Genomic DNA, 20,265 nt, shown 5'->3' on the forward strand with positions numbered 1-20,265 from the left:
ATGATTTATGGCTTAAATATAAGTCAATAAAATAATTTGTTTGAATTTATAAAACGATCACCACGCTAAGTTTCTATTGAATTTTCCTCTGCTAAAGTTGTTTACTTAAGATATTAAGCTTAAGTCACATAATTCACTTCAATCTTATAGCTGAAGCTGACGATAGCATTGAAGGAGTCATCCTATTTAAGAAATGAAATCAACTAAAATGCTCTATCTAGTTTATTTTAAATAAAAAAGCCCCAAGTTGGGGGCATTAATGAAGGAATTGGTTTAAGCTGAATTCCTTAAAATTACAGGTGACTACGTATCAGATTCAGTAGAAAACACTATAAACATAAGCATCAAGAAGCCTTAGGCAATTCTCTTGTGAGCCAGCCTCTACGGCTTGCTGTGGCAATGGCATAGGGTGTAATCCAAAATAGACTAAAGGTATAAAACAAACTATAACAATACATCCAAAGCGACTCTCCTTTACTGTAATATCTGGCATAAAACAAAGCAGGTATACTTGAAAATACCAGGATACTCACTAAGGCTGAACTAAAGAATAAGGCTGGATGTAAAACGATAAATGCCAGCATCAGCAGTACTAATGGATAGGCAAAGGCTATCTTGATCCATTGATTGATGAGTAAAATACGTGGCCCGATTTTATTGCCTTGTCGATAGTTTGAAAAGGCAAACTGACTCATTTTAATGTTTTCTCTCACATTACTTCGCTCCCAACGAATAAACATTTTATAAAGATTTTTATAGCGTTCAGGAATGTTGGTCAATACTACGGCATTGCTTTGAAAACGTACATTCTTACCCTGTTTTAATATCATATTGGTCATGGCTCTGTCTTCACCGATATCTGTTTTTTGTCTCATAAAGGTTTGGTGCATCCAGTCTTCAAGGCAATTGAGCACAGCATCTCGCCTGTAGGCCGCCAGGGCACCAGGAGTACATAAAACAGAACCCAACTGACTTTGAGCAGAGCGAATGAATTCAAAACTAAAAGCAAAACTTACATTAAGCATTCTAGGAATAATGGCTTTTTGGTTGTTGAGGACACGTACATTTCCTGCAACTGCTCCACAGTTATCGTCGGTTACAAAAGGAGAAACTAAATTTCTGAGTGTATCTGTTTTTACAATGGAGTCACTATCTATCGTGACGTAAACATCTCCAGCTCCCATTTTGAAAGCCCTGTATAACGCTTGACGTTTCCCCATGTTTTTAGGCTGCTGAAAAATACTGAGTTGATCCCCAATTTCTAATTTTGCCTTTTCCATCCATGTCCAGGTATCGTCCTTGCTTCCGTCGTCTATGGATATGATCTGTATCTTATGCTTAGGATAGTGACTCCCAGCAATGCTGTGCAATGTTTTCCAGACTAACTTGCCCTCATTATATGCAGGAACTATGACCGTAAGCACAGGAAGTTGATCATTTTTAACAGAAGCAACAGGTTTGTACTTAAGCCTGAGCACAAAAATGAATCCCAAGAAAGAAGTTTTAAATGCTAATAATGCTATCGACACAAAGATCAAAGCCTTTCCCCATAGCGTTCCCATTCGCTCCAGATGCAACTCTTCAAATGCTGGCTGTAGCTGTAATAAAGCAAGTAAAGCTATTGCTAAAAGTATAAACGTCATCGAGAATATTGTAATATCTAGTTTAGAAAGCGTTTTTAATTGACCTAAAGAATCTATAGGATTTTTTTGAGCCTCATAGCGGTTAACTTCTTTTTTCATGATTGTTTTGTTTATAGAGGAATAACCAAGTAATGTACCGAAGCTCAATTAGCATGCTTTACAGCCTTTATGGTGATAAAAGCCCATAAAATTGTGGTTTATTATCAGCATTATGTAGAGACCTATTTCATCACATTCTACAGAATTAGGAACTCCTTTAGAAGGGATTGGGTTTTATTTATGAAGCCAAAAGCTCTATGTGTGTCAAAAACCGTATTTTGGAATCAAAAACATGTTTTTACTTTTTGCTTATTTGTTTTTGGCTCTTTTTGTTTCTTTTTTATGCTCAATCATGGAGTCTGTTTTATTATCTGCTAATCGTTCTTTTCTAATCGTTAAAGCAGAAGGGGGAGAGCTTTGGGCCAAATCTTTTTTGAATTATAAAAAGGAAATTGATAAGCCGCTCTCTGCTATTTTATCCTTGAATACTGTGGCGCACACTATTGGAGCCGCCGGGGTTGGGGCACAAGCGGTAAAGGTTTTTGGAGAGGCTTATTTTGGAGTAGTATCTGCGGTATTGACAATCTTGATCTTGGTGGTGACAGAAATTATCCCTAAAACTTTAGGAGCTAGATATTGGAAGAGTTTTGCGAAAGGCTCTTATTACATTTTAAGAGGCATGATTGTGATTACCTATCCTTTGGTAGTTTTATCATCTGTGATTACCAAGATGCTTTCGAGTAATAAAAATGAAAAAACAACTAGTAGAGAAGAAATTGCTGCTTTAGCCAGTATTGCTAATAAAGAAGGCTTGTTTACGGAAAAGGAAAATAAAATCATTCAAAATATATTGCATCTTAAGAATATTGAAGTCGAACACATTATGACACCTAGGGTGGTGGTTGAAGTGGAAGATGAAGACACGACTTTAAAAAATTTCCTAAAAACAAAAACAGATAATGTGTTTTCCAGAATTCCAGTATATTCTGGTAATGAAGATAATTTTACAGGCTACGTTTTCCGTCAGCAACTCTTAGAAAAACTAGCGGATGATCAGCATCATCTTAAGCTCAAAGAACTGAGGCGAGAAATCATTGTAGTGTCTGGAGAAGAACCTTTGTTTAGCCTGTGGGAAACCTTATTACAAAAGCGTGAGCATATCGCTTTGGTGGTTGGAGAGTATGGAGGATTAGATGGTATTGTTACCATGGAAGATATCATCGAAACTATATTAGGTTTAGAAATTATGGATGAAAAAGACTTTGCTACAGACATGCAGAAGTATGCGAAAGATCTCTGGAATAAGAAAAAGAAATATTTAGACGGCTCAAAAACTAAAGAATAAGCTGTATCTGTTAACAACCGAACTACTCATAAGATTTAATGGCCTCTGTAGCTTCAATAATATTATAGTTTTCCCAGTAACTTGGGTTATAGGTACTCAGCTCATCGATCAAAATATAATCCTCTACAGAGAGGGAAGAAGCCAGATCTAATGTTGTATTTTCCATTTCTATACCTACAAGTTCAGTGGTTTCTATAAGATCATATTCCAGTTCAAATTCCAATTTGAGTTTTTTCCTATCGCTTCTTGTGGGATTGTTCTCTTTAAACATTAAGCTTCGATTGATATAAGCGTAATTTCCATCTGTACTCTTCACATATTTTGGGAAATAACGGTTATCCTCGGTTTTGGAGAACACATAGAAACCACTGTCTAGAAAGGTGTTCACTTTAATACCTAAGACGAATTTTAAATTGACATTCATAGCTTTTTTACCCTTATCAAGATCAAACTTATAACTTACCATACCAAAATCCTGAGTATTGATAAATAAATCACCTACGTATTTTCCTTTCCTACGTTCTGGCGAAAATTTCAAGTGATAACAAGGCTGGCCGTAGGCTTTCGTAACGCCTACAAGTTGGTAATCATAGTACTTTGGCGTCATGATAAAGTCATGATTGAAATTGGTCGCGTAGCGTTTATAGGATTTTCCGCGATAGCTAGATTTATTTTTGAGTGTATCTGGTACATTTTGCTGCTTCTGATCATTCTCCATGTCTTCAATTAACTCAGATAGAGAAATGTCTTTTCCAAGTGGAATAATTCCAGTTCTTACTTTGAATGAATGTGGAGATTTTAGTGTGCTCATAAGCTCATAGAAAACCTGCTCCTGAATTTCATCGGTATTGAAGGTTTTATCTCGATTGATAAGATTAAGCGCTTTTTTATGATCGGTAATAAGAGTGTCTTCAAAAACTAAAATATCTGATAAGCGCTCCTGGTAAAAAATTGAAGGGGAAGAGGTGATTTTACTGCCAAGATCCTGCATTGCTGTATTCATCCGTTTTCGCTCTCCCTTAGACATAAAAGAAGCTTTTTCCACATCAACATCAAATATTTTGGCCTGGTAATGATCATTATAACGGCTAAAGAGTTGAATTTTAGAATTATTGATGTCGTGATTTTGTTTACGATTAGTTCTAAAACGCTCAAGTATGTCTTCTGCAGTGAGCTCTCTGTCGAATAAAAGGACTTCATCAAGCTCATAAGTTGAAGGGCTGAGGACAACGCTTTGATCGTTTTCAAATTCAGATAAGGGGATTTCAAGACTTTCGAAGCCCATAGAAGAAAATATAAGAACTTTTTCCTCATCGGTTCGTCTTGGTTTTAAAATAAAATACCCTTCTTCATTAGAAATTACACCATAATTAGACCCCAACTGTACAGTTACAAATGGAATTCCTTCTTGAGTTTCAGCTTCTATAATTCGGCCATTTATGGTTTGGGCAGTAGTGTTGTAAAAAAAACATAAGAGTAAAGCACTGAAGATGTAATGAAATTTCATAATGTGGATTTTTAATTAAGACGCATAAATGATTGATTTGTTACAAGTTAAAGATCGAACATCTTTGTCATATAGAGTCGATCCAGTTTGGTTAGAACAGCCTTATTTTAACATTTGTCTAATGATGATACCTTGGGATTATATTTATTTTAGGAAAATGAATAAATGCATTGAGTACGGTAATTCTATTTCAATAAATTGATAATAAGCTAGTTAATGGTTGTGATTAAGATCAGTTGTCTGTTTTAAAATATGATACTTCAACTCATGAGTCAATACAATTTTTTAACACATGAACTCGACTTCCTTTTCAATTCCACCAATAGCTTTAAAAATAGCTATTGGCTTTCTATTCGCACTATTCACATCTAGCAGTTTTGCTCAAACCTCAGGGGTCAGTACTACTCAAAATCAGACTGCACTTCCAGATTCGGCTTTTCCATTGACTATAAAAGGAAAAGTCACCGACAAAATATCTGGAGAACCTCTACTTGGTGTTTCTATTATTGCTGAGGGTACTTCCAGGGGAGCTACGACCAATTATGAAGGTGAGTTTGAATTATATTTAGAAGACCCAGTAACCAAGCTGTTATTTAGATACCTAGGGTATAAACAAGAAGAAGTTACAATAACAAGCGATGCTTACCTTGAGATTGAGCTTACCAGTGATATCAATGCTTTAGATGCAGTAGTAGTTACAGCCCTCAATATTAAAAAATCTGAAGAGCGAATTGGTTATGCCACTCAAAAGGTAGATGGAGAGGCCTTAGTGAAAACTCAGGAACCCAATGTAGTGTCCAATTTAACGGGTAAAATTGCAGGTTTAACTGTTTTCAATTCTACCGACTTTTTTGCTAACCCAGGTTTCAGTCTTCGTGGAGAACGCCCTTTGATCGTGATTGATGGGGTGCCCAATACCTCAACCAATTTATGGGAGCTGAATGGAAACGATATCGAATCTATCAACGTTTTAAAAGGAGCTCCCGCATCGGCTCTTTACGGTTCTATTGGTAGAAATGGAGCCATCATGATCACCACCAAGAGAGGAGCAACCGATGGAGGTCTGCAAGTAGAAATTTCGTCTAATACAATGTTTCAAACTGATTTTTTACGGGTGCCAGAAACGCAAAGCCAATATGGGTCGGGTAGAAATGGTATCTACAATTATACTGACGGCACTGGAGGAGGGCAGGAAGGTTCAGGTTTTTCCTGGGGGCCTCGACTCAATCAGCCAGATCCAACTACACCGAGTGGTTTTGTGGAATTAGTCCAATATAACAGTCCCATAGATCCAACAACTGGAGAGCGAATTCCGCTTCCCTGGATATCCCGGGGTGAAGATAATCTGGATAATTTTTTTAGAACAGGAGTGATCAATAATACCTCAGTGTCAGTTACCGCAGGAAATTCAGAGCGAAATGTAAGAGTGTCCATAGGTAATCGCTATCAGCGTGGGATTGTTCCTAATACTCAGCTTAATAATTCTAATTTTAGTGTTTCAGGACGATTTAAACACAATAAACTCACCGTTGATGCTTCATTAAATTATAACAAACAACAAACCGACAATATTCCTGAAGTGGCCTTCAGCTCACAAAGTTTTATTTACAACTTAGCCCTGTGGATGGGAGCCAACGTAGACGTCAATGACCTTAGAGATTACTGGGAGCCAGGGCAGGTAGGTTTTCAACAAAGGCACTACAGTACCAGTTTTTATAATAATCCGCATTTTGTAGCCAACGAATTCAATAGAGGTTATTACAGAGATGTGACTTACGGTCAGGTATTTTTAACTTATGATCTAACAGACGATTTAACTGTTAACATGAGAAATGGATTCAATTTTTTCTCACTCGACCGAACCACTAAGCAACCTATAAGTTTTGTTAGAGACTTCAACGTAAGTGATGGTAACTTTTCACAATCTTATAACTCTAGCTTTGATTTCAATACCGATGTATTTTTAAATTATACTAAAGTGATATCCGAGGATTTTAATATTCGGTCAACTGTAGGCCTTTCGAATTTATACCGAAGTAATTCTGCTTCTTCCGTCAGTACTAATGGATTAAATGTGCCTAATTTCTATAATATTGCCAATTCCAGAAATGCAGTGCAGGGAAGTAATTTCGAATCAGAATCTCGGATCAGTTCAGCGTACGCTACTTTGGATTTAAGTTTTTTTAATTCTATTTATATTGGATTTACAGGTAGGAATGACTGGGTGACTACTCTGCCTCAAGAAAACAACTCCTTCTTTTATCCATCGGTTTCCTTGAGTTACGTAGCAAGCAAGATGTTTGATTTGCCTGAAGTGATTTCTAATCTTAGGTTAAGAGGAAGTTGGGCTGAGGTGTCTAATGCAGATTTTGGAGGGACTTATTCTCATATCACTTCCTATAATAGCGCGATCAACTGGCAGAATAATGCCTCTTTAACTTTTCCAGGGAATTTGATTAGTCCAGAATTGAATCCAGAAACCTCTTCTGCTTTTGAAGGTGGACTGGTGGTTGGCTTTTTTGAAAACAGACTGAGTTTTGATGCGAATTTAGTTTACGTTAGAAACTTCAACAATCTCACTAATGTGCCTATATCTTTAGCTTCAGGATTTTCTTCTCGGCTGATTAATGCGAATGAATTTGAGAAGAAAGGCTTTGAACTCGTTACCAGAGCAAGCCCGATCAAAAATAAAACCTTCACCTGGGATATGACCTTTAACCTGAGTCAGTATAGAACTTACATCAGCGAAATAAGCGAAGCAGAAAATATCGGACAATTACGAGAAGGAGATCGAGTAGATAAACTGTTTACCACCGTCTGGCAGGAAACTCCAGATGGACGCCCAATTATTGGAAATAATGGTATCAACGTTAGAGATCCTTTCAACAGGCATATTGGCTACAGGGATCCGGATTGGGTCTACGGGTTTTTAAACAATTTTAAATACAAAAATTTCAATCTGTTTGTCGGTTTGGACGGAAGGCTAGGAGGTAAGGCTCAAAGCAGAACCATAAGAAACATGTGGTGGTCTGGAGTGCATCCTGGCTCCATCAACAGGTTTAGAGCAGCTGCTGCAAGGGGAGTCAGCAATTACATTGCAGACGGTGTCGTTGTCGTTGGTGGAGAGGTGCAATACGACACTGAAGGCAATATCATAAGCGATACCAGGCAATACGCCCCAAACGAACAAGTCGTGAATTACGAAGACTATATGACCACCTACCATTCCAGAGCTTATGGAAATCACTTTTATGATCTAAGCTTTTTAAAATTGAGAGAGATAAGCCTGAGCTATAATTTTCCTGCTCAACTTTTGGAAAATTCATTCCTAGAATCGGCAACGGTTTCACTTATAGGAAGAAATTTAGCCATATGGTCCAAAGTGGATTTTATAGATCCGGATTCTGGAAATGACACTAACCTACAAACCCCTTCCATGAGGAATTTTGGGGTTCACTTTAATCTAAAGTTTTAATTTGAAAACGACACTTATGAAATTGAATATAAAAATACTAATGATAAGCCTATTGCTGATTGTTCTTTCGGGCTGTCAGGATTTTGAAGAATTTCAAAATGACCCCAATAGTACCACTCAGGCCAATCCCGGCTTGTTATTGACGAATATTGAAATCAGTTCGCTTAATTCCATAGACTTAAACGCTTCTATGGCCGTTAGACATTTGGTAAACGTGAATCTGGTGGAAGATTCCCAATACTATGGTTGGGATAGAGCCAGTTTTGGGTTTTATAACACCTTACGCCAGGTCAAAAAAATGGAAGAGGAGGCTGAAAACTTTCAGAATTCTAATTTTACAGCCTTATCTCAGTTTTTTAAAGCCTTTCTTTTCGAGCAGATCACCAGGCAGTTTGGAGATATTCCTTTATCGGATGCTTTAAATGCTGAAAACGAAGTATATCAGCCAGAATACGATACCCAGGAGCAGGTCTACTTGGCCATTTTTGATTTATTAGAAAATGCTAATGCCCTTTTAGATGTGAATGGCCCTGCCATTAATGGGGATGTAGTTTTTAATGGAGACTTACTCAAGTGGAAAAAGTTGATCAACAGTTTTCATTTGAGAGTTTTAATGAGTTTGTCCAGACGTGAAGCAGATCCCAATTTGAACCTGCCTTCTCGATTCAACGCTATTTTTAGCAATCCATCAGATTATCCTTTAATGGAGTCTACAGACGATAATTCTACCTACACCTATTCAGAAGAAACAGGAAATGTTTACCCGTTTTGGAGGAATGCATCTATAACCACCTCTTATGTTTTGGAAGAAAGTTTTGTGGAGCGTTTAAAATCCTTCAACGATCCGAGGTTATTTGAAATGGCTGCACCAGATCCTAACTCCGCAAATGATTCACCCTTAACGTTTGATAGTTTTTCTGGATTATTAGGCAGTGCCCCGCTTAATGAAAATGTAGCCCGATTGAGCAACGGTGAAGGCTCTCCTCTCAACCAGCGTTATGTCGATGATGCGGAAGCTGAACCCAACCTTTCCCTTGGATATGCAGAGTTAAACTTCTTGTTAGCCGAAGCAGCCTATCGCAACTGGATTTCTGCAGATGCTGCAGGCTTTTACCAGGAGGGTATTAGAGCATCTATGAATTTCTATTCTATCTCCGATGAAGAGGTGGATACGTATTTAAATCAGCAGCAATTGATTTACCAATCCTCAACGGGACTCGAACAAATAATGACCCAAAAACATATAGCGATGTTTTTAAACTCTGGCTGGGAACCGTTTTACGATAACAGAAGGACAGGCTTGCCCGTTTTTAATATAGATGGAGGCGGAGTCATCAACGATGAAGGAGTACCGAAACGCTGGCTTTATCCATTTTCGGAAATCAATCAGAATGAAGAAAATTTGGGAGAAGCCATTCAGCGACAATTCCCTCAGGGGGATAATGTGAATGCCGAAATGTGGTCTATACAAGAATAGGGTTATGAAGCAATTTAAAATTAATGGTATGCAAGGCTTTAAATTTATAATAGGAATAATGCTGATTGGGATGTTAGGCTTATCCTCCTGTACAGACGACGATGATCTAGCCATCGTTAGTTTTACTCAATCAGAACTGGAAGTAGTGACGGATACACTCACGACCAGCAGAATTGAAATTGAATTATCTTCTCCTGCTCCACAAAATTCTAATGTAATCGTCATAGCTCCAGGAAACAGTTATGCTAATGCATACACAACAGTTCCAGGTCTAGATAGGGGTGAAATTCTAATCACTGTTGAAGCCGGAAGTATGACAGCACATTTTGATTTTGTACCCTTAGAGTCAGGAATTGGTTTTGACGATTTCCAGCAAAACTTTGAGATTATCGCTACTGGGCCTGGCTTGGCAACCAATACGTTTGAAGGTAGGTTTTTGAATTTTAACCTTATCAATGAACGCGTGCAGGAAGATGATCTTCCTTTTGTTGAAAACTTTAATGTTTGTGGTCCAAACGGTAGTTTTGAATTGCCTCCAGAGGATTGGACATTGATTGATGTGGCTCAAAATTCTTTTGGCACAGGAGGTTATTTCTGTTACACTGGCCAGGGAGTGACAGGAGTAGGTACCAATCCATTTACACCCGACGGCGAACAAACACAGGGTGACGATTATTCTGAAGCCTGGCTCATCTCTCCAAGCATAAGTCTGGGCGGTGCAGAAAGTCCAAGCTTAAGCTTCGATTTTGATAGACGATTTGATGCTCCCATAGATGATAATACATTGGCTTACGGACTTCAAATCTCCACAGACTTTGATGGTTCAAATTTTGAAACCGCAAACTGGGAAGTCTTTCAGCCGGCCGTAGAGGCCATGACAGCCAATGATCCTGGTTTTGATAATATCGAGAATACAGGGCCTTTAGACTTAAGCGCTTACGAAGGTGAAGATATTAGTATTGCGTTTATCTTTCGAGCTGCAGATGCCTATTTTCAAGCAACCTCCATCAGGATAGCGAATGTTAGAGTAGAGTAGATAGATCTTTAATTGATTACCTAGTTTCGTTAATCCATCCAAAATGATTCTGGCTAATCATATCTTTATTGGTTTCGATATAGCTTAGAAATGCTTTAGCCACTGGGGAAAGCTGTTTGGAAGATAACCAGACCATTTGCCATTGCGTGGTTATGGGTAAGCCTTCCATGGGTATGATTTCCAAATCTTTAGTCATCAACTCATTTTTGATTCCAATTAAAGGCATAATGGAAAAGCCTAAGCCAGCGATAACGGCCTGTTTTACGGCTTCATTGGAAGTCAATTCAATTTTTTTAGAAGAGTTTACTTTTTTGGAAGAAATGAAATTTTCCATGGCTCTTCGTGTGGCTGAGCCGGGTTCCCTTAATATTAAAGGCAAATCGTTTAATTTTTTGATGGTAGACAAGTCGTAACCCGACGCTTTTGAGCCTATCAAAAACAATTGATTTTTAATAAGGTCCACAGAATTGATTGATAGGTTTTCTGGAAGCACCGAAACTAGGGCAAAATCTGTTTCATTTTCTTCTAGACTCCTAATGACTTTAGTCTTGTTGGTAACAGAAATAGCCAGGTCTACAGCTTTGTATTTCTGCATAAACCCCGATAAAAAATAAGGCATCACATACTTACCTGTAGATGCGATTGAGAATTTTAGTCGGCCCGTCAAAATACCTTTGTAAGCATCGGTTTTATAAGTGATGGATTCTACATCATTTAAAATCTTTTCTGCCGTTAATGCGATTTCTTTTCCAAAATCAGTGATATAGATCTTTCTGCCTATATGTTCAGTAAGCGGAATAGAAAACTGATCCTGAAAATTCTTCAATTGAATAGATACTGCCGGCTGGCTCAGATGTAATTCTTCAGAGGTTTTTGTTATACTCTGGTTCTGATAAATTTTATAAAATATCTTAAGCTGATGGAGTGTATAGTTCATAAATCAAAATAATGATAAATATAAAGTATATAAATAAATTATTATGTTTTAAAAATGTAATATTTGCGGCAGTTTTAAAGTAGGTAGAGACCGAGTTTCCATTAGTGAATTCGGAAAAATAATCAGGAGATGATTATTTTAATATCTACGATAAAAAGTTATAAATTTAAAGTTTTAGATCAGAACATTAATTATTCAAAAGCAGTTAAGAGCTTATGCAAAATTCTTTAAAGATTCAATCTAGATCACGACAAGCTTCTGTACCACTTATCTCTCGCCTTCTCAATCCATTGTTATGGATTGTTTTTTTTATGAGTCTTATCGGTTTGGTGGTCTACTTATCTCAGGATGAGGTATGGCACCTGGGTACTTATATTAGGCTTAATGGTTTAAGCTTTGTCATGATTTCTACAGTGACTTTTTTTGGAGCCCTTATCAGTCATTTTTCCAATAACTATTTGCGAGGCTTTAAGTATCAGCATTTCTTCTCTTATTACAGCTTAGGTTTTATATGTGCTGTCATATTATTTGTTATTTCCAATCATGCCTTGCTCATTATATTTAGCTGGTATTTCATGGGAGTTTTTATGGCGAAGCTCATCGGAGTCAATTCAGATTGGGGAGAGGCCAGAGCTTCAGCCAGGGTAGCTATGCTATATTTTTTGGGCAGCACTATAGCCCTCATCATAAGTCTTGGGATCTTAATTTATTTTACCAATTCCTTTTTTCTGGAAGAGATTTTTCAGGCTTTGGAAAGTGTTCCTTATGCATTTCTTCTCGTTTCTGCGCTATTTCTAATTGTTGCCGGATTAATTCAGTCTGCTTTGTTTCCTTTTCATAAGTGGTTACTATCGGCCATGACTTCCCCCACGCCAGCCTCTGCACTCATGCATGCCGGATTCATCAATGGGGCTGGAGTGCTCTTTACTATATTTGCGGCTGTGCTAGTAGCTTCAGATACTCTAGCCTTACTCTTCGTATTGGGAGGATTTACCGCCATATTTGCGCAGTTTGTCAAGCTATTACAAGTAAATGTCAAACATAAATTGGCCTGTTCTACCATTGCCCAAATGGGATTTATGGTTATGCAATGTGGCTTAGGATTTTTTAATGCAGCTATCGCCCACCTTATTCTCCACGGATTCTACAAAGCTTACTTATTTCTATCTTCAGGAGAGCAAATCGAAATGCGATCTCCTCAGGTACCTGCCAGAATCAGGATTCAAGTCATACAAGGAATTATAATTGTTCTTTTTGGCCTCGTTGGAGGGGGGTTATTCATGTGGATGACTTCCAAAACCTCTCTCACCAGTACAAGCATATTTCTCACCATTGTGGTAGCCATTACAGTAGGACAAACCTCTCTCAACATCATCAAAGAACCCAGCATGAATTATGCAAAGCGTATCGGGTTATCTCTAGCCTTGTTTATTGCTGGTATCGCGATGTATGCCTTGGTTTATAATGGAATCAGTTATATTCTTCAAGATGTGAGTTACTCCCTGTTTCCACATAAGTTAACCTATGCTGAAATTATTTTTGGAGTACTCTTCCTGGTAGGGTTCCTACTCATGCGTATCGGTATATACAGGAAAACACCCTGGCTATATGTCAAATTATTGAATATTACACAGCCACATCAAACCACAGTTTTAAAATTTAAAAAATAATTAGCATGGATTCTAAAGCACTTCAAACTCAAATCACTGAAGCGTCTAAAGTCGTAGGTACCACCTGGCCATTGTATGCCTTTGTGACTTCCAATCCACTATCTGGTTATGAGGCTTCTTCATTTCGAGAAGCTTGTGAAAACGCCTTTACCAAGATGGGTAATTTAGCTTATCCCGACGCTTCTTTTTTTAAATCGGCTATAGATAAGGGCTATTTAACCGAGGCTGATTTTAAAAATCTGTTGCTAGATCATCATGTATCAGAGGATTTGTCTGCTTTTTTTGAAGAACTGGATCACCTCAAAACCAAATTACAACTCAACCCTACTCATAAGGTAGATCAACTCCTGGTGAAATGGTTGAGTGCTTTTCTAGATGAGGGGGTTGCGGCCTGGGATATGCCGAATAAGCAGAAAGGCTTCTATCAGGCCTGGAAAAGTTTAGCCATTTATGACAAAGATTTGAACATGCCCAGGGGTAAATCCTTACCTGAATCATCACTAGAAGTCATCACAGAATTAACTGCCGAACTTTCTCAGAATGAACAAAAAGCTTTATTTGAATCTTATTTTGCAGCCTTACCTGGCTGGGTAGGATTTATAAAATACCGTATCCAGCAAAGTCCTTGGCAGGAAACTTATCCGCTTCATTTAGAAGATTATATCGCTGTGAGATTGCTCATTTCAAAAGGACTTGGTTTTCCACTCTCTCCTTCTGAAGTGAAACCAGACCACCAGTTAGAGATGCTGAAGGTTCTGGACAAAGCCTTATCACAAATTGAGCAATCCTGGCAGTCCAATCTCCTCAGCAGCCTTAGTTTGAGCGATAAACCCGAAGTGAAAAAGGTTCGTCCCGATGCGCAACTGGTGTTCTGTATCGATACCCGTTCCGAATTAATCCGGAGAAATATCGAAGTAAAGGGAAACTATCAGACCTATGGCTATGCTGGCTTTTTTGGCATTGCTATGGACTATGAAGTTCCTTTCTCCGGACTGATCAAAAAATCCTGTCCACCAATTCTGGATTCAGCTTATAGAGTAACCGAAGCAGAAAAAGCGACTGCATCTGGAAAAGATGAGCTGGAAAAACAGTATAGACAGAAAAAATTTAAAACCTATTTTCTTAATAGGATGAAAAACCTATTACCTTCAGCCTTTGGGTTTGTAGAAGGTGCAGGTCTGGTCTACTTATACCAATTGCTTAAGCGAAGTTTTAATTTATCTAAAAATGAAATCGATAGTCAGACGCCATCATCTCTAGAAACGGTTTGTGAAACCGATATCAAAACAGCTGAAGGAAATGAATCACTGCCTCTAGAAGAGCAAACACTAATTGTTAAATCTGCCTTCGACTTAATGGGTTGGAAAACCTTTGCGCCTTTGGTCGTGTTTTCTGGTCATGGTAGCCATACTACTAATAATCCTTTTGCTTCCAGTCTGGATTGTGGAGCCTGTGCGGCGAGTCCGGGTCGTCATAATGCCCGTATGATCGCCAGACTGGCCAATTCTGAAGCGGTAAAAACCCAGCTTAAAGAGAAGCATGATTTAGAAATTCCCGAGGATACTTTATTTCTGGCTGCCGAGCATAATACGACCACCGAGGAGATCACCTTGTTTGATGCCGATGCTCCGGAGACTTTCAGAGCTCAAATCGACCAACTAAAAGCTGACTTATATTCTGCTCAGGAAACGGCCACGGCTGAGCGTTTGGGTGAAAGTCAATCTTTAGATAAAGCCATCTTAAAAGCAACCGATTGGTCGGAGACCCGACCAGAGTGGGGGCTAGCCAAAAATGCCGGCTTTATTATCGGTTCCAGAGATCTGACTCAACATGTTGACTTAGATGGTGAATGTTTTTTACATTCTTACAACTGGGAAGCTGATCCAGAAGGGGAAGCGCTTAACGCGATTTTGAACGGCCCCATGGTGGTAACCCAGTGGATCAACAACCATTATTACTTTTCAACCGTTGATAACTTGACCTATGGCGGAGGATCCAAAATCACTCATAATGTGGTAGGCAAATTTGGAGTGGTACAAGGAAACGGTGGAGACCTCAAATTTGGATTACCACTGCAGTCGGTGAATATGAGCGATGAAGAAAATTACCACCAGCCTCAGCGGCTTTCGGTTTTTGTTCATGCCCCTAAGGCCAGGCTAGATCAATTATTAACTTCTAATCCACACCTTCAACAACTGATAGAGAACCGTTGGATTCATTTATTGGTAATCGACCCAACAGCCCATAATCAGGTCTACAGGTATCAAAAGGACTTAAACTGGCAGGAAGTAGAAGCGGTTACAGAGATGGCTTAAGTAATGGGTCGACAAGAGCTATTTCAACTTAAGACTCAGGTTAGGAAAATATTTTTTGAAATCAACTTGGGTGACTCCCAGGCCTATCACAATGATTAAGAGGCCAACAATATCCCAGGTTTCTATTTGATCTCCAAATAGGATCCAAGCCATCAGCATGGTGACAGGCGGACCTAAATAGAAGAGACTGGCCACACGAGTTGCGCTAATGCGCTCAATCAACATCCACATCATATAATAGGCGCCCAGAGAAACAAAAACACTTAACCAGGAAATGGTCACTACAAATTCTGAAGTCCACTCGGTTTTAAAATCTTCAAAAATCAGCGCCGGGCCTATAAGCACGATTAGGGTTCCCAAAGCCTGGTAGAAAAGCGATAGATCTAGATTCACTGTTTGAATGCTTTTATCATATTGCCGTTGCCGCTGGTAAAGACTGGCGAATGTGATAGCCACAACCGAGCCAAGAGGAATCAAGTACTTCACGAAGGAAGCTCCATTACCTTCTATTCTGAAAATTATGGGCAAGGCGACTCCCAAAAATCCAATCACTAGCCCAAGCCATTGCTGTTTGGTCGTATGTTGTCCAGTCACAACTCCTTCCATCGCACCCGTGGTGATGGGTTGTAAGGACACGATAAGCGCTACAATGCCAGCTGGAACTCCTTCAGTGATAGCAAACAAAGAGCAGGACAACCATACGCCATGGGCTAAAATTCCAATAATAAATTGAGGATAGGCTTCCTTCCAGGTTAGCCATCGAAATCGTCTACTAATAAGAAGAAAGGCCAATAGCAAAGCACTCACTCCAAAATAACGCCAAAATAATTGAGTAAAAGGCTGGGCGTAGGGTAATCCGTATTCTGCTCCCACAAAACCTGAGTTCCAAAAGAGCACAAACCCAATGATTAAAGCAATCGTTGTATAATTAATATTTTTCATAGAATCAAACTATGAAAAACGAAACACCTCAGTTTACTGTCTTTTATTTTTTGTTAATCTTATAAGACTTGTGGAAATCATAGATTCTATAATGGAAAATTAATAACTTAACTCCACCAATCACCAATCACGACCTGCCTTTGCCAAGGAAACGCAGGCAGGCTCACGAATCACTGCTCACTACTAACGAGTCGCGAATCACTATTCACTATAAATAAAAATCTCCTCTATTTCAGTGTTGAATAAGCGCGCTAACTTAATCGCCAAAACCAAACTGGGATCAAACTTCTCCTTTTCAATCGCATTGATGGTCTGTCTGGAGACCTCTACAGCTTTAGCCAGTTGATCCTGGGTGTAGTTATGTTCCGCACGTAAGACTTTGAGTTTATTTTTCATACGTAGCGATTTCTGTTAACCAACAAAGTAACCAGGTAAGTGATACCCATAAAACCGACCAGTAAACCTATTTCTGCATCCATCGGAATGAGATTGGTAATGTCCAACACAGAATAGGTGATGCCTACGATCATGCTTAAGCCAATGGTAAAGGCCAGAGCTTCCAAATGAATTTTACGCTGCAGTTCATCCAGGCTGTTAAAAAATTGTCGATTGGCCACCAGCATGGCCACGCCGTTGGTAAAATTCACAGTAACAGCAAGGACCGTAAGGAGTTGGTGATCATCCCAGATCAAGATCGGCCCAAAGGTAGCTACTGCCAGAGTAGCCACCCAGGACCAGGTCCAACCGGCTAATTTTAAAGTTTGTTTTCTCGTGTTTTTCATTTTAAAAAGTAATTAAGATTAGACATTATGTAAATAAGACTTTACAAATATAATCGAAAAAACGATAATGTCAAGTTTGCTTGACATTAATTACTCTGATTTTTGTGTTATAACCCGTTATGCATTTAAAAAATTCTGTCAATTCTAGTGAATTTCACGATTGAAATGAGTGAAATTTGTATCGAGAATAAGAATTTTTAGAGATTGAGTTCGACCTGCCTGCCAGAGGCAGGCGAGAGGCAGGCTCCTATCGTCGGAATGACAATGAGATTCCTCGTCGAAGCAAAAAAACTTCTCTGTTGGAATGACAAACGAGAATGTCATTCTGAACGAAGAGCAACGAAGTGAAGAATCTCTCTTATCGCAAAATAAAGATTCCATCTAATGGTCAAGTGTTAATTAGATTTCGTCATTCAAAAATTTCCATTCAGGATTGAATTCATTTATTAAGTTTTCTTTTTTCAATCTTCTATACCCTTTAATCTGTTTCTCCCGATCAATGGCCTGATTAATATCGGGAAAGTGCTCATAATAAATCAAAAAATAACACTTGTATTTAGTAGTAAAAGCTTTTGAAGGCGCAGTTGGTTTTTTATGAAAATGAAGTCTTGATTTCAAATCGTTAGTCACACCTGTATATAAAACAGTTTTATTTTTGTTTGTTAAAATGTAAACGTAATAGTTGTGTGTTCCGAGTGTTTTCAATAGACTTATTTAAATATTAATTAATCTAAAATAATGAAAAGATTCCCTGCCTTTGCCAAGTAAAAATGTCTGGCAGAAGTAAGACAGACAAACGCAGGCAGGCTCCTATCGTCGGAATGACAACACGCTGTCGTTCAGAGGTATATTCGGTTGGCTAATAAATTTTTCAATTTGTCATTCTGCCTGCCCGACCTCTGGCGGGAAGGAGCACAGCGGAATGAAGAATCTGTCTTATCGTAAAGCAAAGATTCCCTGCCTGCCAGAGGCACCTGCCTGCTAAGGCACGACAGGCAGGCGACAGGCAGGCTCAAGAAACACTAGTAAAAAAAAGAGCAGATTTAATTAGGTCCTCACCGTTACTTGATAGGGTAACGATGAGCAAATTTGCAATAAATCCCATACCAGTATCAGAGACTAAATTCATGAGATTTTTTGTTTCAGATGAGCAATAGGGCCTCCATATCAAATCATTTATTTAATTTGTGAGTTATACCTTTACTTTACAATCCAACATCATGAAACTATCCGATCTCCAAGTTAACGGCAAAGTCCAATTGAGTGAATATCCAACGCAGTTGGAAACTCACCTAAGTGATAAAGCCCTCAAAAAGAAGCTCAAAAAAGAACGCAGAGCATTAGGAGAAATGCAAAATACCTTATATGCTCACGGTAAATATTCGGTTTTGGTTTGTATACAGGGAATGGATACCTCAGGGAAGGACAGTTTGATTCGAGAGGTGTTCAAAGACTTTAACGTTAGAGGAGTCATTTCCAATAGTTTTAAAAAACCTTCACACAAGGAGCTGCAGCATCATTTTCTGTGGCGGCATCAAAAGGCGTTACCTGCCCGGGGAAAGTACGCGGTGTTTAACCGGTCGCATTACGAGAATGTGCTGATCTCCAGAGTGAAGCCAGAAATTGTGCTCAATGAAAACCTGCCCCACATTAATAAATTGGAGGACATTACTCCAGAGTTTTGGACTCAGCGGCTGGAGCAGATCAATGCCTTTGAGGATACCATTCACCAGAATGGCTGTATCATCTTTAAGTTTTTCCTTCATATCTCTAAAGACGAACAAAAACACCGACTCTTACGTCGCCTAAACACTCCAAGTAAACACTGGAAGTTTTCGCCGGAGGATCTCAAAGACCGAGATCTTTGGGAGGAGTTTACCCAAGCTTATGAAAAGGCTTTATCTGCTACGTCTAAACCTCATGCGCCCTGGTATGTGATTCCAGCCGACTCCAAGCACCAGGCCCGACTGCTGGTTGCGCAAACGATCAAAGCACGGATGCAAACCTATACCGATATCCAAAACCCGAGTTTACCCGAAGAACTTCAAAATCAAATCGACTCTTATAAACAACAACTCCTGAAATCATAGGTGATAGGAAAAAAACCTGGAGGAATATGCATTGGACCAAAGGCTTAGCTACGTATTTTTTACTGACTAAGTTGTGTTACACTCTTATAAATACAAACCGTTTAAAAATTATTGTCACAAACTTAAGACTGTATTTTTATCTACTTCCTGACCTTAACCTGGCATCAGATTTAACTCCAGAAAAATGATAAAATAGGCTTAAAGCCAGGCGGCACATCTCCTGCTTTCTTTAATTTAAAGAATTAAAAACTCACCTATGAAAACCAAAACCTACCTCACCGAAAAAAACTTTGAAGTCGTAAGCCTTGTGGCTGCGTTTGGGATGAGCTTACTCGCTAAAGAAGTCCTAAAAACGACTTATGAAAAAACAACCGACACGCCTGCGCCAGACCATCCGTCTTCGGCTCAGCACAACCTTAAAGACGTCCTTATGTTTTCAGTGGGTCTGGCTTTGGTAAGTACAGGAGTTAAACTACTAACTAAACATAAAATTGCCAAGCACTGGAAAAAAAATGAGGGTAAATTGCCTCAGCACTTGGACTAGGCTCCGAAAACATTAATAATTTTTTTCAAAGTAAAGTTGGATATAGCGTCCTGGCATTTATCGCCTCAGGCTTGTTGATTTACGGACTCTTAAAGTTGATAAAAGCCAGATACAAAGTTTTAGGACTTTAATTTATATTCTGTTTTCTGTTGATGCTAATTTTTTAAACAGTGGATGCAAACTTATACCAACATTCAAAACCCGGGTTTGCCTCAGGACTTAGAAGACCAGATCTCCAGTTTTAAAGCCCAGCTAAGGGGATCTTAGATTTCTGAGTGACCAGTTTTGATTTGTCGTAAACAATTAGTTGACAATCAAAAATTGGGGAACGTAAGTAAAACCATATGGCAGTCTTGCACCTTCGCTCAAATGCTCAATCACATTTATTATCGCTCGGTCGTTTTCAATCCCGAAGCCTCGGGAGTATTTTCACTGAGGATTCACAGGAAACTAATGGTACAGA

Annotated in this window: 15 protein-coding genes; 8 read left to right on the top strand and 7 right to left on the bottom strand. The window is 38.8% G+C overall.

The features are described 5' to 3' along the window. Window positions 1-344 precede the first annotated feature (344 nt). Entirely contained in the window at window positions 345-1,742 is a 1,398-nt protein-coding gene (locus F598_RS0106640) for a glycosyltransferase family 2 protein (protein WP_051080730.1), read from the bottom strand. 232 nt (window positions 1,743-1,974) lie between these two features. Between F598_RS0106640 and F598_RS0106645 the strand changes: the two genes are divergently transcribed. Further along, window positions 1,975-3,027, top strand: coding sequence for a CNNM domain-containing protein (locus F598_RS0106645; protein WP_019038251.1), 1,053 nt, complete (start codon window positions 1,975-1,977; stop codon window positions 3,025-3,027). A 22-nt stretch (window positions 3,028-3,049) separates the two neighbouring features. Here F598_RS0106645 and F598_RS0106650 read toward each other — a convergent pair whose 3' ends face one another. Continuing rightward, the gene (locus F598_RS0106650) at window positions 3,050-4,534 is read right to left on the bottom strand and encodes a carboxypeptidase-like regulatory domain-containing protein (protein WP_019038252.1); all 1,485 of its coding nucleotides are present in this window, start codon (window positions 4,532-4,534) and stop codon (window positions 3,050-3,052) included. Between the two features lie 292 nt (window positions 4,535-4,826). Between F598_RS0106650 and F598_RS0106655 the strand changes: the two genes are divergently transcribed. The 3 genes from F598_RS0106655 to F598_RS0106665 are packed head-to-tail and all read left to right on the top strand — an operon-like array spanning window position 4,827 to window position 10,522. Beyond that, a complete protein-coding gene (locus tag F598_RS0106655; RefSeq protein WP_019038253.1) occupies window positions 4,827-8,009 on the top strand; it encodes a SusC/RagA family TonB-linked outer membrane protein in 3,183 nt (1,060 codons plus the stop codon). Between the two features lie 16 nt (window positions 8,010-8,025). Continuing rightward, the gene (locus tag F598_RS0106660) at window positions 8,026-9,486 is read left to right on the top strand and encodes a SusD/RagB family nutrient-binding outer membrane lipoprotein (protein ID WP_026302561.1); all 1,461 of its coding nucleotides are present in this window, start codon (window positions 8,026-8,028) and stop codon (window positions 9,484-9,486) included. 4 nt (window positions 9,487-9,490) lie between these two features. Further along, window positions 9,491-10,522, top strand: a complete 1,032-nt coding sequence (locus tag F598_RS0106665) for a choice-of-anchor J domain-containing protein (RefSeq protein WP_245539759.1) — start codon at window positions 9,491-9,493, stop codon at window positions 10,520-10,522. Between the two features lie 16 nt (window positions 10,523-10,538). On the opposite strand, the gene F598_RS0106670 is transcribed toward F598_RS0106665, so the two are convergent. Beyond that, on the bottom strand, window positions 10,539-11,459 hold the full coding sequence (locus tag F598_RS0106670; RefSeq protein ID WP_019038256.1) for a LysR substrate-binding domain-containing protein: 921 nt from the start codon (window positions 11,457-11,459) through the stop codon (window positions 10,539-10,541). Window positions 11,460-11,674: 215 nt separating this feature from the next. Between F598_RS0106670 and F598_RS0106675 the strand changes: the two genes are divergently transcribed. Further along, the gene (locus tag F598_RS0106675) at window positions 11,675-13,129 is read left to right on the top strand and encodes a proton-conducting transporter transmembrane domain-containing protein (RefSeq protein ID WP_033408440.1); all 1,455 of its coding nucleotides are present in this window, start codon (window positions 11,675-11,677) and stop codon (window positions 13,127-13,129) included. 5 nt (window positions 13,130-13,134) lie between these two features. Further along, the gene (locus F598_RS0106680) at window positions 13,135-15,444 is read left to right on the top strand and encodes a DUF2309 domain-containing protein (RefSeq protein ID WP_019038258.1); all 2,310 of its coding nucleotides are present in this window, start codon (window positions 13,135-13,137) and stop codon (window positions 15,442-15,444) included. Window positions 15,445-15,462: 18 nt separating this feature from the next. On the opposite strand, the gene F598_RS0106685 is transcribed toward F598_RS0106680, so the two are convergent. The 4 genes from F598_RS0106685 to F598_RS0106700 form a co-directional block, all read right to left on the bottom strand. Then, on the bottom strand, window positions 15,463-16,386 hold the full coding sequence (locus F598_RS0106685) for a DMT family transporter (RefSeq protein WP_019038259.1): 924 nt from the start codon (window positions 16,384-16,386) through the stop codon (window positions 15,463-15,465). Window positions 16,387-16,587: 201 nt separating this feature from the next. Then, a complete protein-coding gene (locus F598_RS0106690; RefSeq protein ID WP_019038260.1) occupies window positions 16,588-16,782 on the bottom strand; it encodes a helix-turn-helix transcriptional regulator in 195 nt (64 codons plus the stop codon). Next, entirely contained in the window at window positions 16,779-17,168 is a 390-nt protein-coding gene (locus F598_RS0106695) for a hypothetical protein (protein WP_019038261.1), read from the bottom strand. The genes F598_RS0106690 and F598_RS0106695 overlap by 4 nt, the downstream gene beginning before the upstream one ends. A gap of 399 nt (window positions 17,169-17,567) precedes the next feature. Then, window positions 17,568-17,873 carry a GIY-YIG nuclease family protein gene (locus F598_RS0106700; RefSeq protein WP_019038262.1) on the bottom strand — a complete coding sequence of 102 codons (306 nt, stop codon included), beginning with the start codon at window positions 17,871-17,873 and terminating at the stop codon, window positions 17,568-17,570. A gap of 515 nt (window positions 17,874-18,388) precedes the next feature. Between F598_RS0106700 and F598_RS0106705 the strand changes: the two genes are divergently transcribed. Both F598_RS0106705 and F598_RS0106710 read left to right on the top strand, forming a co-directional pair. Continuing rightward, a complete protein-coding gene (locus F598_RS0106705; RefSeq protein WP_019038263.1) occupies window positions 18,389-19,258 on the top strand; it encodes a PPK2 family polyphosphate kinase in 870 nt (289 codons plus the stop codon). Window positions 19,259-19,514: 256 nt separating this feature from the next. Then, window positions 19,515-19,802 (top strand): DUF4235 domain-containing protein, encoded by a 288-nt coding sequence (locus F598_RS0106710; protein WP_019038264.1) that lies wholly within the window; start codon window positions 19,515-19,517, stop codon window positions 19,800-19,802. Window positions 19,803-20,265: the final 463 nt, after the last annotated feature.

This window comes from Psychroflexus tropicus DSM 15496 (assembly GCF_000378765.1).
Taxonomy (GTDB): domain Bacteria; phylum Bacteroidota; class Bacteroidia; order Flavobacteriales; family Flavobacteriaceae; genus Psychroflexus; species Psychroflexus tropicus.